The 16,246-nt window shown below is 56.6% G+C and carries 17 protein-coding genes and 1 pseudogene; 4 read left to right on the top strand and 14 right to left on the bottom strand.

Features of this window, described 5'->3' with window-relative positions:
• Window positions 1-42: 42 nt before the first annotated feature.
• A complete protein-coding gene (gene nhoA, locus ACOTXL_RS01675; protein WP_003857025.1) occupies window positions 43-888 on the bottom strand; it encodes an N-hydroxyarylamine O-acetyltransferase in 846 nt (281 codons plus the stop codon).
• Window positions 889-993: 105 nt separating this feature from the next.
• Here nhoA and ACOTXL_RS01680 point away from each other — a divergent pair, with 105 nt between their 5' ends.
• From ACOTXL_RS01680 to ACOTXL_RS01690, 3 genes are all read left to right on the top strand, one after another.
• Entirely contained in the window at window positions 994-1,566 is a 573-nt protein-coding gene (locus tag ACOTXL_RS01680; protein WP_003857024.1) for a flavin reductase family protein, read from the top strand.
• 125 nt (window positions 1,567-1,691) lie between these two features.
• Complete coding sequence (locus ACOTXL_RS01685; protein ID WP_045350013.1) at window positions 1,692-2,054, top strand: hypothetical protein; 363 nt, start codon at window positions 1,692-1,694, stop codon at window positions 2,052-2,054.
• The gene (locus ACOTXL_RS01690; protein ID WP_003857021.1) at window positions 2,054-2,479 is read left to right on the top strand and encodes a DUF3828 domain-containing protein; all 426 of its coding nucleotides are present in this window, start codon (window positions 2,054-2,056) and stop codon (window positions 2,477-2,479) included. Before ACOTXL_RS01685 ends, ACOTXL_RS01690 begins: the two co-directional genes overlap by 1 nt.
• 67 nt (window positions 2,480-2,546) lie before the next feature.
• Here the strand turns inward: ACOTXL_RS01690 and fusA are convergent, their stop codons facing one another.
• Window positions 2,547-4,649, bottom strand: coding sequence for an elongation factor G (gene fusA, locus ACOTXL_RS01695; RefSeq protein ID WP_003857019.1), 2,103 nt, complete (start codon window positions 4,647-4,649; stop codon window positions 2,547-2,549).
• A 161-nt stretch (window positions 4,650-4,810) separates the two neighbouring features.
• Here fusA and ACOTXL_RS01700 point away from each other — a divergent pair, with 161 nt between their 5' ends.
• Complete coding sequence (locus ACOTXL_RS01700) at window positions 4,811-5,110, top strand: ArsR/SmtB family transcription factor (protein ID WP_000612740.1); 300 nt, start codon at window positions 4,811-4,813, stop codon at window positions 5,108-5,110.
• On the opposite strand, the gene ACOTXL_RS01705 is transcribed toward ACOTXL_RS01700, so the two are convergent.
• From ACOTXL_RS01705 to ACOTXL_RS01760, 12 genes and pseudogenes are all read right to left on the bottom strand, one after another.
• Window positions 5,103-5,744: a hypothetical protein gene (locus ACOTXL_RS01705; RefSeq protein ID WP_023296669.1), complete on the bottom strand. Its 642-nt coding sequence runs from the start codon at window positions 5,742-5,744 to the stop codon at window positions 5,103-5,105. The two genes, ACOTXL_RS01700 and ACOTXL_RS01705, sit on opposite strands and share 8 nt — an antisense overlap.
• A gap of 91 nt (window positions 5,745-5,835) precedes the next feature.
• Complete coding sequence (locus ACOTXL_RS01710; RefSeq protein WP_045350016.1) at window positions 5,836-6,837, bottom strand: Kdo(2)-lipid IV(A) acyltransferase; 1,002 nt, start codon at window positions 6,835-6,837, stop codon at window positions 5,836-5,838.
• A 186-nt stretch (window positions 6,838-7,023) separates the two neighbouring features.
• A complete protein-coding gene (gene pptA / locus ACOTXL_RS01715; protein ID WP_045350018.1) occupies window positions 7,024-7,254 on the bottom strand; it encodes a tautomerase PptA in 231 nt (76 codons plus the stop codon).
• 37 nt (window positions 7,255-7,291) lie between these two features.
• A complete protein-coding gene (locus ACOTXL_RS01720; protein ID WP_045350020.1) occupies window positions 7,292-7,909 on the bottom strand; it encodes a glutathione S-transferase family protein in 618 nt (205 codons plus the stop codon).
• Between the two features lie 166 nt (window positions 7,910-8,075).
• Window positions 8,076-8,963 (bottom strand): transporter substrate-binding domain-containing protein, encoded by an 888-nt coding sequence (locus ACOTXL_RS01725; RefSeq protein WP_003857009.1) that lies wholly within the window; start codon window positions 8,961-8,963, stop codon window positions 8,076-8,078.
• A gap of 9 nt (window positions 8,964-8,972) precedes the next feature.
• On the bottom strand, window positions 8,973-9,746 hold the full coding sequence (locus ACOTXL_RS01730) for an amino acid ABC transporter ATP-binding protein (protein WP_045350022.1): 774 nt from the start codon (window positions 9,744-9,746) through the stop codon (window positions 8,973-8,975).
• Window positions 9,730-10,656 (bottom strand): amino acid ABC transporter permease, encoded by a 927-nt coding sequence (locus ACOTXL_RS01735; RefSeq protein ID WP_003857005.1) that lies wholly within the window; start codon window positions 10,654-10,656, stop codon window positions 9,730-9,732. The genes ACOTXL_RS01730 and ACOTXL_RS01735 overlap by 17 nt, the downstream gene beginning before the upstream one ends.
• Before the next feature lie 9 nt (window positions 10,657-10,665).
• Window positions 10,666-11,175 carry a GNAT family N-acetyltransferase gene (locus ACOTXL_RS01740; RefSeq protein ID WP_003857004.1) on the bottom strand — a complete coding sequence of 170 codons (510 nt, stop codon included), beginning with the start codon at window positions 11,173-11,175 and terminating at the stop codon, window positions 10,666-10,668.
• A gap of 9 nt (window positions 11,176-11,184) precedes the next feature.
• Window positions 11,185-13,448, bottom strand: a pseudogene (locus ACOTXL_RS01745) (NtaA/DmoA family FMN-dependent monooxygenase).
• Between the two features lie 16 nt (window positions 13,449-13,464).
• Window positions 13,465-14,586 carry an amidohydrolase gene (locus ACOTXL_RS01750; RefSeq protein WP_003856998.1) on the bottom strand — a complete coding sequence of 374 codons (1,122 nt, stop codon included), beginning with the start codon at window positions 14,584-14,586 and terminating at the stop codon, window positions 13,465-13,467.
• Window positions 14,583-15,584, bottom strand: coding sequence for an MsnO8 family LLM class oxidoreductase (locus tag ACOTXL_RS01755; RefSeq protein WP_045350026.1), 1,002 nt, complete (start codon window positions 15,582-15,584; stop codon window positions 14,583-14,585). The genes ACOTXL_RS01750 and ACOTXL_RS01755 overlap by 4 nt, the downstream gene beginning before the upstream one ends.
• A 109-nt stretch (window positions 15,585-15,693) precedes the next feature.
• Complete coding sequence (locus ACOTXL_RS01760; RefSeq protein ID WP_045350028.1) at window positions 15,694-16,233, bottom strand: shikimate kinase; 540 nt, start codon at window positions 16,231-16,233, stop codon at window positions 15,694-15,696.
• Window positions 16,234-16,246: the final 13 nt, after the last annotated feature.

A 16,246-nucleotide genomic window follows, 5' to 3' on the forward strand; every position in this document is an offset into this window, starting at 1 on the left:
TTCACACTCCCGTAGGCCCGGTAAGGCGTAGCCGCCACCGGGCTATTTCCCCGCCTGCGGATGCGTATCAAACCCCGCCATCACGGCCGTCAGCTCTGCCAGGGTAAAGCCGTGCTTCGGGTCATCAACGCCCAGGCCAAACCGCGCCTGCATCAGCTGATACAGCGCCTCCGCATCCGGCAAATGGATCTGCTCTTCCACATGACCGTTCTGCCAGTGGGTAAAATTAAAGTTGGTCAGCGTTAGCTTGCCCCCGTCCGGCAGGTGGCGACACATCAGCAGGTGATGACGGAAATGGGACTGCGGCCAGTGCGCCGACCAGAAGTTTCCCATCACGTAATCGTTGAAGTACTGGGTCGCCAGGTCAAAATGGTACATCGACTGCCAGTGGTCGTGATGGCGGAATTGCAGTATCCAGTCGTTACCCTCGCTCAGCAAACGATAACGCCCGTGCGGGGTTTCCTGTTCCTCGTTGGCGATCAAACGAATCGGCGCCGTCAGCGTTTGTCCGCCAAATCCCACATCGGCGATCCAGCGCTCGCCGTTCAGCTCAACCAGCAGCAACCGGTGCGTACGCGGCGGCATCTGCGACGGATTGGCCAGCACAACCCGCCCCAGCACGCTGCGCACCGTAAACCCGACTTCGCGCAATACCCGCTCAAACAAGCCGTTTTGCTCGAAGCAATACCCCCCTCGACGTGCGGTGACCAGTTTATCCACCAGACACCCGTCGTCCAGATGGATTTCCCGCGGCAAAACGACGTCGATATTTTCGAAGGGGATCGCGCAGTTATGGTGTAAATGCAGCCCCCGCAGGGTATCGATATTAACCTGTACGGGCTGCTGCCAGCCCGTGCGGGCAAAATAAGCACTCAGAAATGGGGACATGATTTGCTCCAGGAGGTGATATCCCCTGTTTATAAACTATTTTCCCTTTTGCATATGCGTAAAAGTGCTTTTTCGTCATACTCATCGTGTACACGAGGAGATCCTATGAGCCACTTTCGCCCTGTTGAATTACGTCACGCCAGCCGCCTTCTGAATCACGGTCCAACCGTGCTCATCACCAGCCGGGATGAGACCATCGATCGTCGCAATGTCATGGCCGCCGCATGGTCTATGCCGGTGGAATTTGAACCCCCGCGTATCGCGATTGTGGTAGACAAAAGCGCGTGGTCACGGGAGTTGATCGAACGCAGCGGGAAATTCGGCATTGTGATCCCCGGCGTGGCGGCAGCCAACTGGACCTGGGCGGTCGGCAGCGTCAGCGGGCGCGACGAGGATAAATTTAACTGCTACGGGATCCCGGTTATTTATGGCCCTGAGCTTGACCTGCCGGTTATAGAAGAGAAATGTCTGGCTTGGATGGAGTGCCGGTTATTACCTGTCACCTCTGCGGCAGAGAAATATGACACTCTGTTTGGCGAAGTGGTTTCCGCCGCGGCGGATGAACGCGCATTTGTCGCCGGACGCTGGCAGTTTGACGGGGATAAGCTGAATACGCTGCATCATCTGGGAGCGGGTACGTTTGTCGCGAGCGGGAAAATGGTGAAGGCGCTGGAATGATTTTTTAATTATACCCATATGAATTATATAAAATTTCAATGGCATTTTATGTTTATCATGACGATGTTAAACGGAGGATATTTCAGAAGCTGTTGTATAAACAATCTTTCGTAAAGGAAATATCCATGTCATGGAACAAAGATGGCGCAATATCATATGCGAAATCACACGCGCAGCCCAGCAGCACGGGTAATTGTGCTCGTTACGTAACAGAAGCGATCAGAGCGGGTGGTCGATTAAAACTCCCCAACACGCGTCTGGCAAAAGATATGGGGCGCACATTAGTCAATGCAGGCTTTCACAGGGTATATGATCAACCCCATGCTGGTGACGTCGCAGTTATCCAAAATATAGTTGGTCATGATAGCGGTCACGTTTGTATATACGATGGTCAACAGTGGATCAGCGATTTTGTGCAACGCACCATGTATCCTGGGCAGGCTTACCGCAACATACAACCTCATTACGAACTGTTCAGGCATGATTAATGAAACCACTCTACTTTTTACTTTTCGCCCTGTCTCCGCTCGCGGCCGCAGAAAATATTTATGCACCGGGTCAGGCGGCACTTAAATTCAATCAATGGTATATAGCGCAGTTAGATCAGAACAAACCACCCGTACTCAATCCAGACATTATGAACGAGTACGTAGCCTCAGGGACCATTGCAGCAATTAAAGAAATGTACTCTGGCGACAGTAACGATAAAGATATGCCCGATGCGGATATGTTTATCAAAGCGCAGGACTGGGATGATGACTGGAATCAGATAACCGTCTTACATTCTGATTTTGACGCCGTATGCACAAACGTCTATGTCGCATTTGGTAAGAAGCAAGATCATGTTATTGCAGATTGTCTCGTTGAAGAGCAAGGAAAATGGAAAGTGCGATCGGCGACGCTAATTAAGTAACAGGCATAAACTCCCTGTCGCAATAATAAAGACACATGGTAGCCAAATGACTACCATGTGTAATTAATTAACTCTTCACACGCTTCGCAATGATCTCATCCGCCACATTCCGCGGAGCTTCCGCAAAATGATGGAATTCCATCGTATACGTCGCGCGCCCCTGGGACATCGAGCGCAGCGTGGTGGCATAACCAAACATCTCAGCCAGCGGGACGTCAGCGCGAATAATCTGGCTGCCGTACTGCTCTGCCATCCCCTGCACCAGGCCGCGACGGGAGGAGAGATCGCCCATAATGTTCCCGGCATACTCTTCCGGCGTTTCCACCTCAACGTGCATGACCGGCTCAAGAATAACCGGGTCCGCCCGCCGTGCGCCCTCTTTGAAGCCGAGGATCGCCGCCATGCGGAAGGCCATCTCCGAGGAGTCAACGTCATGGTAAGAACCAAACGTCAGGGTCGCTTTCACATCCACCACCGGATAGCCCGCCAGCACACCCGTATTCATGGCTTCTCGCAACCCTTTTTCCACCGACGGGATGTACTCCCGCGGCACCACCCCGCCTTTGGTGGCATCTTCAAACACAAAACCACTCCCGGCTGCTAACGGCTCAAGGCTCAGGACCACATGACCGTACTGCCCTTTCCCGCCGGACTGTCGGACAAATTTACCTTCAATATCCTTCACCGCTTTACGCAGGGTTTCACGGTAGGTGACCTGCGGACGACCAATGTTCGCCTCAACGCCAAACTCGCGCTTCATGCGGTCGACGATGATCTCCAGATGCAGCTCGCCCATCCCGGAGATAATCGTCTGACCGGACTCTTCGTCCGTGTGCAGGCGGAACGACGGATCTTCCGCCGCCAGGCGCTGTAGGGCGATCCCCATTTTCTCCTGATCGGCCTTGGTTTTCGGCTCAATCGCCAACGAAATAACCGGATCCGGGAACTCCATCCGTTCAAGGGTGATCACCGCATTCGGGTCGGTCAGCGTGTCACCGGTGGTGACGTCTTTCAGCCCGACACAGGCTGCGATATCCCCTGCGCGCAGCTCGTCCACCTCATGGCGATCGTTGGCATGCATCAGCACGATGCGCCCGATACGCTCTTTCTTGCCCTTCACCGGGTTGTACACCGCGTCGCCTTTACGCAGTATGCCGGAATAGACGCGGATGAAGGTCAGCTGGCCGACGTACGGATCGCTCATCAGCTTGAAGGCCAGCGCCGAGAACGGTTCATCATCGCTTGGGTGGCGCTCGGCGTGCTGTCCGTCTTCGTCTACCCCATCAATAGCGGGCACGTCCAGTGGAGACGGCATCAATTCAATCACCGCGTCGAGCATGCGCTGCACGCCCTTGTTCTTGAAAGCGCTGCCGCACAGCATGGGCTGTATTTCACCGGAGATAGTCCGGATCCGCAGTCCTTTGATGATTTCCGCTTCATCCAGTTCGCCCGTCTCAAGGTACTTATCCATAAGCTCATCGCTGGCTTCTGCCGCAGACGAGACCATTTTTTCTCGCCACGTCTGGGCGGTACTCAGCAGATCGTCAGGCACCGGCGCGTAGCTAAATGCCATGCCCTGCGTCGCATCGTCCCACAGAATGGTGCGCATCTTGATGAGATCCACCACGCCGGTGAAGTGTTCTTCTGCCCCCACGGGGATCACAATCGGGACAGGATTGGCTTTCAGCCGCTCCTGCATCATCCGCACCACGCGGAAGAAATCTGCGCCCGGGCGGTCCATTTTGTTGACGAATGCCAGACGCGGAACATGGTATTTATTCGCCTGACGCCAGACGGTTTCCGACTGCGGCTGCACGCCACCGACGGAGTCATAGACCATTACCGCGCCGTCGAGCACACGCATGGAACGTTCCACCTCAATGGTGAAATCCACGTGCCCGGGGGTGTCGATAATATTGATGCGGTGCGGTTCAAAGCCTCTGTCCATACCAGGCCAGAAACAGCTTACCGCCGCCGACGTAATGGTGATCCCGCGCTCCTGCTCCTGCGCCATCCAGTCGGTGGTTGCCGCGCCATCGTGTACTTCACCCAGCTTGTGGCTCATCCCGGTGTAAAACAGGATGCGCTCAGTGGTGGTTGTTTTGCCCGCATCGATATGCGCGGAGATACCGATGTTGCGATAACGTTCGAGTGGAATGGGTCGGGGCATGTTATTTCCTTAAGTCTTCAAGACTGGTTTGTGACGACCGGGATGGTCGCGTATTCGTTCGTTTGTTATAATAGTCCCATTGTACGAGTATTATCGAACTATTTTTTAACGGTTGACCTATTGTTGATATAGCTCAATCTCACGCGAGACGCAGGAAAACGATGATCCCAAACCACCCGGAACCTGAACAAATAGTGTTGGAAAATGTGCTGTTCGCCCTCGGCAACCCGCTGCGATTAGCGATTATTCGCAGGCTGGCCGACGGCAGCGAACTGAGCTGTAACGCGCTGCGCCCGGAAGAGGTGGTGAAATCCACTATGACTCACCACTGGCGCGTGCTGCGCGACAGCGGCGTGATCTGGCAGCGCCCGCAGGGGCGCGAGAATATGATTTCACTGAGAAGAGAGGATCTGGACGCCCGCTTTCCGGGACTGCTGGCGATCCTGCTCCAGGCTAAGTAGCGGCAGCGTCCTCAAGACGATAAACCGGAATGCGCCGTGTTGTTCCGGTAAGGGTGTCGAACACCTCCGTATCGGACGTCACTATTCTCATCCCCGTCTTCCTTAACCGCTGCACGTCGGCGGCTATGCGCTGGAGGCCAAACCAGAAAAGCCCGTCAAGCGCGGTGACCGCAAGCCCCTGTTCCAGCGCCAGCTGGAGGCGCTCGCGGGGGGCTTTCACCTGCTGAGCGATTTGCCGGTAAGGCACTTCCGAACCGCCGGAGGCATCGATCCGCTGAATACGGGTCTTCAGGTGGTAGGTAAATTCATCTGGAATGCCGTTCAAATCCTGTTTAAGGCTGTAAACGCAGCCAAACCGCTTGCCGTTGAACAGGACATTTTTTTGACTGAGCTGGAACTCATTTCTGATGCCATCAATCAGCTGCGGTGCACGGGTAAGAAGTAACCGGAAGGGAAGCTCAAAGCTGGTCACATAATCCACGTTCAGCAGCGCGAGACGCAGCCGCTCTTCTGCCCCGGATTTCTGGTCATGACACTCGCGCATCACCTCGGCCCACTGGCGCGTCAAACGTTCGGGCTCGCCGGCTTCGGTAAGGAGGTATTTTTCAAGATGATAATCGACTCTTCCGGTCATGTGGGGCATCCCGTCAATGTGGATGCGGTAATTCTATCCAGCGCGGCAGGATTTATAAAGGGCGGAGCGCACCGGCATCCGCCCTGACCGACTACTGCTGGATTCTCGACCGGTCCGAAATATCGCTGGCAGATAAGGTTCTTGCAGTAGACGCGACCTGTTTTTTGCGTTTATACCGGTCCGGCTGGCCTTCAGGGCGGGTTTTGAACCGGCGATGCAGCCACATATATTGCTCAGGCGCCATCATCACGGCGCGCTCAATCGCTCTGTTCATTTGCGTGGCCACCGACGCTTTATCGCCTCCCTGCAAGGTATCGCTGATATCTTCCAGAATAAGCAGTTCATATCCTGTGCCATCTGCTTTTCGGCGCGGTACAAACGGGATCACGGCCGGTCTGGCACTTTTCACCAGCATGTAGCTCCCGGCAGTTGTCGCGGCGTCCGGGACGGCAAAAAACGGCACAAACACGCTATTCGTTTTGCCATAGTCGTGGTCCGGGGCATACCACAGGATCTCGTTTTGCTTCAGTGCGCGGATCATGCCCTTCAGGTCATAGCGGTCAAGCATGGTTTTATTGGAACGCAGACGACCGCGCGTTTGCAGCCAGTCGAGCAACGCATTATTGTTGGGACGATACACACCAATACCCGCGTTGAGCATGCCAAAGATGCGTGCGCCTAATTCCAGCGTGAGAAAATGCATGCCAATGAGCACCACGCCCCTACCTTGCGCCCGCGCCTGTTCCATATGTTCGTAGCCGGTCACGCTGAAGTGTTTCCGCACGCGCCAGTCAGGCCAGAACCACGCTATCCCGGTTTCGATGACGCCCATTCCAACCGATTCAAAATTACGCTCAAGTAAACGCTCGCGCTCGTCCTCTTTCATATCAGGAAAGCAAAGCTCAAGATTTCGTCTGGCGATCTCCACGCGGCGTGGAAGCAGGCGCATAGCCAGACGCCCAAGCCTGTGACCTGTTTTCAACAGCAGCGGGTACGGAAGCTGAACCGTGCACCAGAGCGCGGCAATGCCTGCCCAGCTGAGCCAGTAACGAGGATGAATAAAGGCGAGTGAAAACTGAGGTAATTTTGTCATGGAAAAATTATCCTTTTACTAATTTGTACTTAATCTGGTGCAGTTGCAGTGCTTACCTGCTGATTTAACGAATATTGTTCGGAAGGATGAATTGTAGCGGAATCGTTATGGTTTTTATTATCGATTTTTGCGAAAGGGAATAAAAATGGGGATCGCCGGGTGATATTGCACCACCCGGCAGGCAAGTTACATCGAATAGCCGGGCTTCTTAATCAGTTCATCCAGTTTCGGGCAGATCTCGGTATCCCAGACCTGCACCTTCCAGTCAGCTTCCTGAATCTCCTGAAGCGCCACGGAGATTGAGCGATCTTTGCTGTTCAGATGACGGGCGATCGCTTCGGCGATATCCGCCGCCAGGGCCGTTTTTTGTTCGTCAGTCAGATCGCGTGGAAAACATTTGATATCAACATGTGGCATGGGCAGGGCTCCTTTTATAGGTGAGCGTTCAACGTTATCAGATTATATCGTTAGCTTTTAGCACCTTGTGCAGTTCCAGCAGCGCGCAGACGGCATCCGCGACGGCGGTAATATTAGGCGTGTTGGTGGCAAACCACTCATGGCGTGGACCCCAGGTACGCGCAACGGCAATATAGACGTCAAGCAGCGTCAGCTGTTTGCCAAACGCAAACGGCGAGGCGCTGAGCTGGCTGTCGAACCACAGATAAAGCGATTTTCGGTACTCAATGCAGTTTTTCTTCAACTGTTCCGGGGCATCAGGCACCCAGCGTTCCGGGTAATCTGCATACGTAAAGGTGGGATAGACGTTCGCCACAAACCAGATGAGCAGGCGCTGAAACTGCTGGCGCTCGGCCTGCCCAACGGGCGGCGCGAGGTCGGGACGTCTGTCGAGCACCATCAGGGCGATCGCCGCGGTTTCCGTCACGATCGCCCCGTTTTCCAGCTCCAGCGTCGGCACCTGGCACAGCGGGTTCAGTCTCAACAGCAATTCGCGCTGCGGGCCGGGCTGGTCAAACCCGTCCACGTTGACGAACTGATACGGGATGTCTGCCAGAGTCAGCATCACTTCACTGATTGCCGATCCCCAGCCAGGTACGCCATAGAGTTTGATCATGTTGCCCCCTCAGGGATGAAAACCCTAAGTGTATACCCGTCATACTTCAAGTTGCAGGTGCGTTGGCTGCATTCACTCACCCCAGTCACGTACTTATGTACGCTCCCGGGGATTCGTTCCCTTGCCGCCTTCCTGTAACTCGAATTATTTAGGGTATAGAGCACCATTAGTAGGTTATCCCGGGCGGATTAACGTCTGAAGACGTCACCGCTTCGCCCGCTTCCCCCCAGCGCGCCAGCACCTTTTGATACTCCCCGCGCTTAATCGCACCGTCCAGCGCAGCCTGCAACGCATACACCAGCCCATTACCTTTTTTGGTTGTGGTGGCGACATAGGCTTTCTTCGGGCCTAAACCCACGACGCGGGTTTTGCCGGTTAACGCGGCTTTGTAGGCCGAAACGGACTGCGGTCCAAAGAACACATCCGCCCTGCCGGACTGAATATAAAGATTGCCTGAGGCGTCGTCGGTCAGGTAAACCGGCAACGCAGGCTCGCGCCCGGCCTTTTTATTCTCTTCGTTCCAGCCCAGCAGAATACGCTCCTGATTGGTGCCAGACCCGACAATCACCTTTTTCCCGGCCAGATCTTTCGCACTGGTGATCGACTGTACGTTGCTGGTGGATTTCACCGAGAAGGCCAGGGAATCGACGCGATAGGTCGCAAAATCGAACTTCTCCTTACGTTGCTCGGTGACGGCGATATTCACCAACGCCACGTCATAGCGCCCGGAAGTGATCCCCAGCGGCCAGTCTTCCCACGCCGTTGGCACCAGCTTCAGCTTCAGCCCCAGACTGCCCGCCAGCAACCGGGCGATATCCGGGTCGCTGCCAATACGGGTGCGGTTATCACTGGCCAGCAGCGCAAGCGGCGGAGAATTCAGGGCTGAAATCGCCACCGTGAGGGTACCCGGCTCAACAAATTTATAGTTCGCCGGGATTTTCGCCACTGCCTGTTGATCAACCGTCACCGGCAGCGGCTGTTCGTTGGCCTTTAAATCAATGCTGGCGTGGCTCGCCGTCGTGAAGACCAGCCCCGCCAGGAGTCCATATTTCATCTGCGCTCCTTACAGCACTTTTGAGAGGAACTGGCGCGTTCGCGGATGAGACGGTCGGTTTAAAACGTCATCGCTGCTGCCCTGCTCCACAATTTTACCGTCGACCATAAATACCACCTGGTCCGCCACTTCCCGGGCAAAGCCGATCTCATGGGTGACCACCACCAGCGTAGTGCCGGAACGGGCGAGTTTTTTAATCACGTCCAGCACTTCGCCAACCAGTTCCGGATCCAGCGCCGAGGTTGGTTCATCAAACAGCATCACGCGCGGGCGCAGCGCAAGCGCGCGGGCAATGGCGATACGCTGCTGCTGGCCGCCGGAGAGGTGACGCGACCAGGCATCGGCTTTATCGCGCTGTCCTACCACATCCAGCAGGCTGTAGGCGTTTTCAACAGCCTCTTTTTTACTGAACTTTTTATGCGCGATGGGTGCTTCAATCAGGTTTTCCAGCACCGTGAGATGCGGAAAAAGATTGAAGTTCTGAAACACGTACCCAACGTTGACGCGCTGTTTGAGGATCTCTCTCTCTTTTAGTTCGTAGAGTTTGTCACCCTGACGGCGATAGCCGATGTAATCCCCGTCAATCTGAATAAAGCCTTCGTCTACGCGCTCCAGATGGTTAATGGCGCGCAGCAGCGTCGATTTTCCCGATCCAGAGGGGCCGAGGATCACCGTCACGGAGCCCGGCGGGATCTCAAGCGTGACGTTATCGAGCGCTTTATGTCGGCCAAAAAACTTACTGACGCCGGTAATGGAAATGTGTCCTTCAGGAGAGGCTTGCATGAACAGGCTCCTGTGCTGGCGAAGTGGTGACCGAACGCGAGCGACTCGCCGCCCGGTTCTGGTTTACGGCGGAGCGGCGCTCGCTGCGGGCGAGTCCACGCTCAATAACATGCTGGATGGCAGACAGTACGGTGGTGATCACCAGATACCAGACGGCCCCCACCATCAACAGCGGGATCACCTCCTGGGTGCGGTTGTAGATCATCTGGATCGTGTAGAACAGTTCCGGCATCGCCAGCACATACACCATCGCCGTCCCTTTTGCGAGGCTGATAATTTCGTTAAACCCGGACGGCAGGATGGTGCGCAGCGCCTGCGGGAGAATTATGCGCACGGTGCGACGCCACGCCGGCAGACCTAGCGCAGCGGCCGCCTCATACTGACCGTGGTCGACCCCAAGGAAGCCCCCGCGAATGATCTCCGCAGTATAGGCGCTCTGCACCAGCGTCAGCCCCACGATGGCGGTAGAAAACTGCCCGAGAACGTTGATGGTTTCAAAGCTGCCCCAGGTAATGCCGGTAAAAGGCACGCCGAGAGAGAGCGTGTCGTAGAGATAGGAGAAGTTATAGAGGATAATCAGCACCACGATCAGCGGCAGCGATCGGAACAGCCAGATGTAACCCCACGCCAGGCTGCTCAACAGCCATGATGACGAGAGCCGCGCCAGCGCCAGCATGCCGCCAATCACCACGCTCAGTACAGTGCTTATCAACGTCAGCAGCAGCGTCTGGCCGACGCCTTCGAGGATCACCGGGTCGAAGAACCAGCGGGCAAATACCGCCCACTCCCAGCGCGGATTAAAGGCCACGGACTGAATCACGACCGCCAGCACAAACAGCGCCACCACGGCGCCAGCAGCGCGCAGCGGATAACGTGCCGGGACCACTTTTATGGTTTCAACGTTGCTCATCGTCGCTCCTTATGCGGTTTTGCTGAGCGCTTCGCGGATCAGCGTCTTGGTGAAACGCAGCCGACCGTCGAACGGCGGCTGGCTGTACTCTTCCGGGTCGCGGTTGAGATCGAACTGCGGCTGATACCCCTGGCTGAGATAGAGCCGCACCGCCTCCGGCTGACGAAACCCCGTGGTCAGGTAGATGTGGCTGTAGCCCGCCAGCACCGCCCGGCGCTCCAGCTCCTGTACCACGCGCGCGGCCAGCCCCTGCTGGCGCAGCGTTTTATTCGTCCAGATACGTTTGATCTCTGCGGTATGTTCGTCGAAGGGCTTATACGCCCCGGTGGCGATGATCTCGCCATCGCGCTCCAGAACGATAAACAGCCCCTGCGGCGCCAGGTACCACTCTGTCAGCTCGACTTCCGCATCCTTTGAAAAGTAGTCGCCGTAACGAGCGGCGTATTCACCAAAAAGCCCCTCGATAATGGGCTGAAGATCGGCATCTTCCGGCGAAACGTCACGAAATTGTTCGCGCATAGCGCCTCCTTAATCGCCCAGACCCGCCGGGTTAACTTCGGAACTGGAGATACGCTCCACGCCTTCCCCCCAGCGGTTCAGCACTTTGTCGTAATCTCCGTTCTTGATCGCGCCGTTCAGCGCGGTTTGAACCGGTTCGACCAGGCCGCTGCCTTTTTTCAGCGTCACCGCGATATGCGCTGCCTTCGGCCAGCCGCCGTCGACGCTGCCGACCAGTTTGGTTTTACCGTTAAGCGCCGCTTTCCAGGCACCGATCACGTTCGGGCCAAAGTAGGCGTCCGCGCGTCCGGACTGAAGCGCCAGCGTTTGGGCCGCGTCGTCTTTGGTGTAGATCGGCGTAAAGGGTTTAAGCCCTTTTTTGAGGTTCTCTTCGTTCCATGCCAGCAGAATGGCCTCCTGGTTGGTGCCGGGACCTACGATGATGCGCAGCCCGGCGATATCCTCTGCCTTCACAAGCGAGTTGATCGGACTGGTGGATTTCACGTAGAAGCCAAGTGAATCCTTGCGGTAGGTGGCGAAGTCGAACTTCTCTTTGCGCGCTTTAGTGACGGTGATGTTGCTAATAGCCGCGTCGTATTTCCCGGAGGCAACCCCCAGCGGCCAGTCCTCCCAGGAGGTGGGCACCACGTTCAGCTCCAGTCCGAGGCTGTCCGATACCAGACGCGCAATGTCGACCTCACTTCCCAGCAGAGTTTTGTTGTCGTCGGAAAAGACCGTCAGTGGCGGTTGATTCAGACCCGCCACCGCCACGGTAAATTTCCCCGGCACGGCAAAGCGATAGTCTTTCGGCAGTTGCGCGATCGCATCGCTGTTTTTGGCGGTATTGATCGGCGTTTTATTGGCCTCAATGCTCACGCCGGTGCCGTTAATATTGACATTCTCTGCCCAGACGGCAGGGGTAAAGGCCAGCGCAAGCGCCAGAATAAGCGATGATTTCTGCATAGCGTTTTTCTCTTTTATTGTTGTGTGAACTGATTTTTGGGCTCGTCTAAGCCCAGACTTTCGCGCAGCGTGGTGCCGGGATAGTCGGTGCGGAACAGGCCACGCGCCTGTAAAACGGGCACCACCTGGTCAACAAAGCGCGGGAAGGTGTCCGGCGTGCCGCCCTGAATGATGAAGCCATCCGCCGCCTTCTCTTCGAACCAGGCCTGTAAACCATCGGCCACCTGCTCCGGTGTGCCGGAAAAACGCGGGCGCGGCGATGCGGCTTCCAGCGCGACCTGACGCAGAGTTAAGTTGCGCTCACGGGCGTTACGCTTGATTTCATCGGTGGTGCTGCGAAAGCTGTTTTTGCCCAAATCGCCAATATCCGGGAACGGCGCGTCGAGGGGATACTGGCTGAAGTCGTGATGCTCGAAATATCGTCCGAGGTAATTCAGCGCATCATTAATGGAGACCAGTGCCGCCGTAGTTTGATACTGGTTTTCTACGTCATCGGCGTCGTTTCCAACAATCACGCTGACGCCCTGGAATATATGTAAATCCCCTGCGCGACGGCCGTGACTTTCCAGCTGCTGTTTAACATCGCGGTAAAAAGCCTGGGCTTCTTCCCGCGTGTCATGGTGGGTAAAGATGGCGTCAGCGTGTTTTGCCGCCAGCTTTTTACCGTCGTCGGACGCACCAGCCTGAAAGACAATCGGACGTCCCTGCGGCGTGCGGCCAATATTCAGCGGGCCGGAAACCTGGAAGAAATCACCGTGGTGATCAAGAGTATGCAGTTTCGACGCATCAAAGAACTGTCCGCTCTCTTTATTGCGGATAAAGGCATCCCCTTCCCAGGAATCCCACAGCCCCTTCACCACGTCGAGATACTCATCGGCAATGCGGTAGCGCAGCGCATGCTCCGGGTGTTTTTCACGTGAGAAGTTCTTCGCTGACCCTTCCAGCGGTGACGTCACCACGTTCCAGCCCGCGCGTCCGTTGCTCAGGTGATCGAGGCTGGCGAACTGGCGTGCAACGGTGAAGGGCTCGCTGTACGAGGTGGATAACGTGCCGACCAGCCCCAGGCGCGAGGTGATACTCGCCAGCGCGGACAACACCGTCAGCGGCTCAAAGCGGTTTAAAAAATGCGGAATGGATTTCTCGTTAATATAAAGGCCGTCGGCCACAAATATAAAGTCGAGCTTGCCCTCTTCTGCTTTTAAAGCCGTTTCTTTAACGAAATCAAAATTAATGCTGGCATCCGCGACCGCCGCGGGATGGCGCCAGGCAGACATATTACCGGATGCACCATGCAAAATGGTCCCCAGCCGCAATTGACGATGTGCAGTCATATTCACCTCAAATTAATTAAACGTGTTGCAGGGCTTTTTCCGCGAGCTGAGCAAAATAGCGGGCAGCGGGTTCGATTAATGCTTCGTCCGGGTTAAATGCCGGGTGATGTAACCCAAACGGACTGTTGCTGCCAATGCTGACAAACGCGCCGGGTATGTTTTGCAGATAGACCGCGAAATCCTCCCCGCCCATGTGCAGTTCCGCATGCCGGGTTTCATATCCCGCTTCGCGCGCGACCGAGGTGGCAAACACGGCCCAGTGCTCATCGTTCACCAGCGCGGTGGGCCCGGCGTACCAGGTGATGTTGATCTGCGCGCTAAAGGCGCTGGCAAATCCGGCGGCGATTTCACCGACGCGCGCTTTCACGTTCTGCTGCACTTCCGTGCGGTGCGTGCGCAGCGTGCCCTCCAGCTCAACGCTTTCCGGCAGCACATTCCAGGTATTCCCCCCGGCGATGCGCGTCACGCTCAGAACAACCGAATCCAGCGTATTGACGTTACGGCTGGCTACGCTTTGCAGCGCGGTTACCAGCTGGCTTGCCAGCACGATGGCGTCGTTGCCTTCATGGGGACGTGCGGCATGCGCGCCTTTGCCGGTCACGTGAATAACGAAGCGATCGACGTTGGCATAGAACGGGCCGCCGCGCGTGGCAAACTCGCCGACCGGCAGTGACGGCTCGTTATGCATCCCGAAAATCGCGCGTACGTCGCGTAACGCCCCGGCCCGCACCATGCTTTTCGCTCCGCCGAAATTTTCTTCCGCAGGCTGGAACAGGATCCGCACGCGACCGTTAAGCGAGGCTTCCCGCTCTTTCAGCTTTAGCGCGGCGCCTAGGATCACGCTGGTGTGAATGTCGTGTCCGCAGGCATGCATCACCCCGGCACGCCGGGAGCTAAACGGCACCCCGCTGCGCTCGTCGATGGGTAACGCGTCGATATCGGCGCGCAGCGCAACCAGTGCGTTGCCCGTGCCGATCTCCGCAACCAGCCCGGTCTGGAGATCGTAAGGCAGCGGCGCAATCCCGGCTGCCGTCAGCCACTCGCGCAGGCGGGCCGTTGTTTCGACCTCCTGACCGGAGAGTTCAGGGTTCTGGTGCAGCTCACGGCGCCAGGCAATCAGTTGTTCGCTAAAGCTCATACGGTAACCTCCCTGTTAAGACGCGCCTCGGCCAGCAGTCGCAGGGACTGCACGCGCGTTGCGCCATCAGCGACCGGCGTGTCGATGATAAATTCGTCAATCCCCCACTGCTGATGCAGCGCGTTGAGCTGTTCAAGCACCGACGCCGCCGTTCCGGCCAGCAGAGACTGCGCCCGACGCGCAATGCGCACCGGTTCACTCCCCGCCTGCCGCGCAAAGGCGTAGGCCTGTTCTTCGCTGGCGACGGTGACGCGCTGTCCGTTTGCCAGCTCCACACCCCACACTTCAACCTTCTGCGCCAGCGCATCGGCCTCAGCCTGGGTTGGGGCAACAATGACCTGCACGGCCACAATCACCTCCCGGACGCTGTGTTGACGCCAGGCTGTGACGACCTCGCGCAGCAGCTCAGGATCACCATTCAGATGGGCGGCAAAGACAAAATGCCAGTCGAGGGAGGCCGCCAGCAGCACGCTTTCGGTACTGGCGCCCAGCAGGAATCCCCGGGCAGGCGCCGGTGGCAGCGGCGTGGCGCGAACGTCCTCCTCCGCTGACTGATTTTCAGGGCGGATCCAGCGATCAAGCTGCGTCAGTTGGTCCGCAAAGCTGCCTTTCTCCTGCGGATTTAGGCCGTACTGCAAGGCGCGGGTAGAGAGCGGCAGACCGCCGGGCGCTTTGCCAACGCCCAGATCAACCCGGCCCGGCGCAATGGCGGCCAGTACGTTAAAATTTTCGGCGACTTTGTAGGGGCTGTAATGTTGCAGCATGACGCCGCCTGAGCCCAGGCGAATAAGCTTTGTTTGCCCGAGGATCCAGGCAATCAGCAGCTCCGGCGAGGGGCTGGCAAGCTGCGGGGTATTGTGGTGTTCGGCAATCCAGAAGCGGTGATAACCCAGCGTTTCTGCCTGCTGCGCCAGTGCTAAGGTTCGCGCCAGCGCATCGGCGGCTGTTTCGTGTTCTGCGACGGGGCTTTTATCCAGAATGCTGATTCGCCATGACATGTTGCGTTCTCGTTTGACTTAACATGTCGTCATTATTAAAGGCGGATTTCACCTCTGAGAAACAATTAATTTACATTTGGATTGCCGGAAAACGGCAATAGAGAGTCTGTCATCGGCGTGATTTAAGCGAGGCAATGAGTCTTTCGGCATCCTGCCGTCGGGTAATGCGGAGAAAGCGAATGTGTTTGTACTGCGGGTTTTGCATATCCGCTTGATAGCGTTTGCGGTTGCTGCGCCAGGTTTTGATCGTCCAGATGATAATAGAGTCCTTGCTAAGGAACGACCGACGAAAGCTTTCGCGGTTCCCCGTGCCGGGCCAGAGCTCCTGTTTGTGCCAGGCGCGTCTGGAGGCCCGCGTCACCGCTTGCCAGAGCGTGCGGATAAACCCACGATCTATCCACACCACCAGATCGACGTCGCGCCACTTAACGTCGCGTGTGCGGTTGTAATTCCCGTCCAGGACCCAGTCAGGCGAGGCGGCGAGCGCTTTTTCCAGGGTTGCAAGAAACTCATCGTCCGGTGTTCCCTGCCAGTTCACTCGCCAGTAAAGCCTGTCCATCTCAATGTAAGGGATAGCCAGCGCCTCCGCGATTCGCCTGCCAAACGTGCTTTTCCCACTTCCGCTGGTACCTATGATATTGATTTTCACCGTTCCGCCTGCA

The sequence above is a fragment of the Enterobacter cloacae complex sp. IR5402 genome, assembly GCF_049238125.1.
In the GTDB taxonomy this organism is placed as follows: domain Bacteria; phylum Pseudomonadota; class Gammaproteobacteria; order Enterobacterales; family Enterobacteriaceae; genus Enterobacter; species Enterobacter hormaechei_C.

Bases quoted from the DNA above. Each gene is read 5' to 3' on its own strand.
- nhoA (WP_003857025.1), bottom strand. From the start codon at position 888: ATGTCCCCATTTCTGAGTGCTTATTTTGCCCGCACGGGCTGGCAGCAG.
- ACOTXL_RS01680 (WP_003857024.1), top strand. From the start codon at position 994: ATGAGCCACTTTCGCCCTGTTGAATTACGTCACGCCAGCCGCCTTCTG.
- ACOTXL_RS01685 (WP_045350013.1), top strand. From the start codon at position 1,692: ATGTCATGGAACAAAGATGGCGCAATATCATATGCGAAATCACACGCG.
- ACOTXL_RS01690 (WP_003857021.1), top strand. From the start codon at position 2,054: ATGAAACCACTCTACTTTTTACTTTTCGCCCTGTCTCCGCTCGCGGCC.
- fusA (WP_003857019.1), bottom strand. From the start codon at position 4,649: ATGCCCCGACCCATTCCACTCGAACGTTATCGCAACATCGGTATCTCC.
- ACOTXL_RS01700 (WP_000612740.1), top strand. From the start codon at position 4,811: ATGATCCCAAACCACCCGGAACCTGAACAAATAGTGTTGGAAAATGTG.
- ACOTXL_RS01705 (WP_023296669.1), bottom strand. From the start codon at position 5,744: ATGACCGGAAGAGTCGATTATCATCTTGAAAAATACCTCCTTACCGAA.
- ACOTXL_RS01710 (WP_045350016.1), bottom strand. From the start codon at position 6,837: ATGACAAAATTACCTCAGTTTTCACTCGCCTTTATTCATCCTCGTTAC.
- pptA (WP_045350018.1), bottom strand. From the start codon at position 7,254: ATGCCACATGTTGATATCAAATGTTTTCCACGCGATCTGACTGACGAA.
- ACOTXL_RS01720 (WP_045350020.1), bottom strand. From the start codon at position 7,909: ATGATCAAACTCTATGGCGTACCTGGCTGGGGATCGGCAATCAGTGAA.
- ACOTXL_RS01725 (WP_003857009.1), bottom strand. From the start codon at position 8,963: ATGAAATATGGACTCCTGGCGGGGCTGGTCTTCACGACGGCGAGCCAC.
- ACOTXL_RS01730 (WP_045350022.1), bottom strand. From the start codon at position 9,746: ATGCAAGCCTCTCCTGAAGGACACATTTCCATTACCGGCGTCAGTAAG.
- ACOTXL_RS01735 (WP_003857005.1), bottom strand. From the start codon at position 10,656: ATGAGCAACGTTGAAACCATAAAAGTGGTCCCGGCACGTTATCCGCTG.
- ACOTXL_RS01740 (WP_003857004.1), bottom strand. From the start codon at position 11,175: ATGCGCGAACAATTTCGTGACGTTTCGCCGGAAGATGCCGATCTTCAG.
- ACOTXL_RS01750 (WP_003856998.1), bottom strand. From the start codon at position 14,586: ATGAGCTTTAGCGAACAACTGATTGCCTGGCGCCGTGAGCTGCACCAG.
- ACOTXL_RS01755 (WP_045350026.1), bottom strand. From the start codon at position 15,584: ATGTCATGGCGAATCAGCATTCTGGATAAAAGCCCCGTCGCAGAACAC.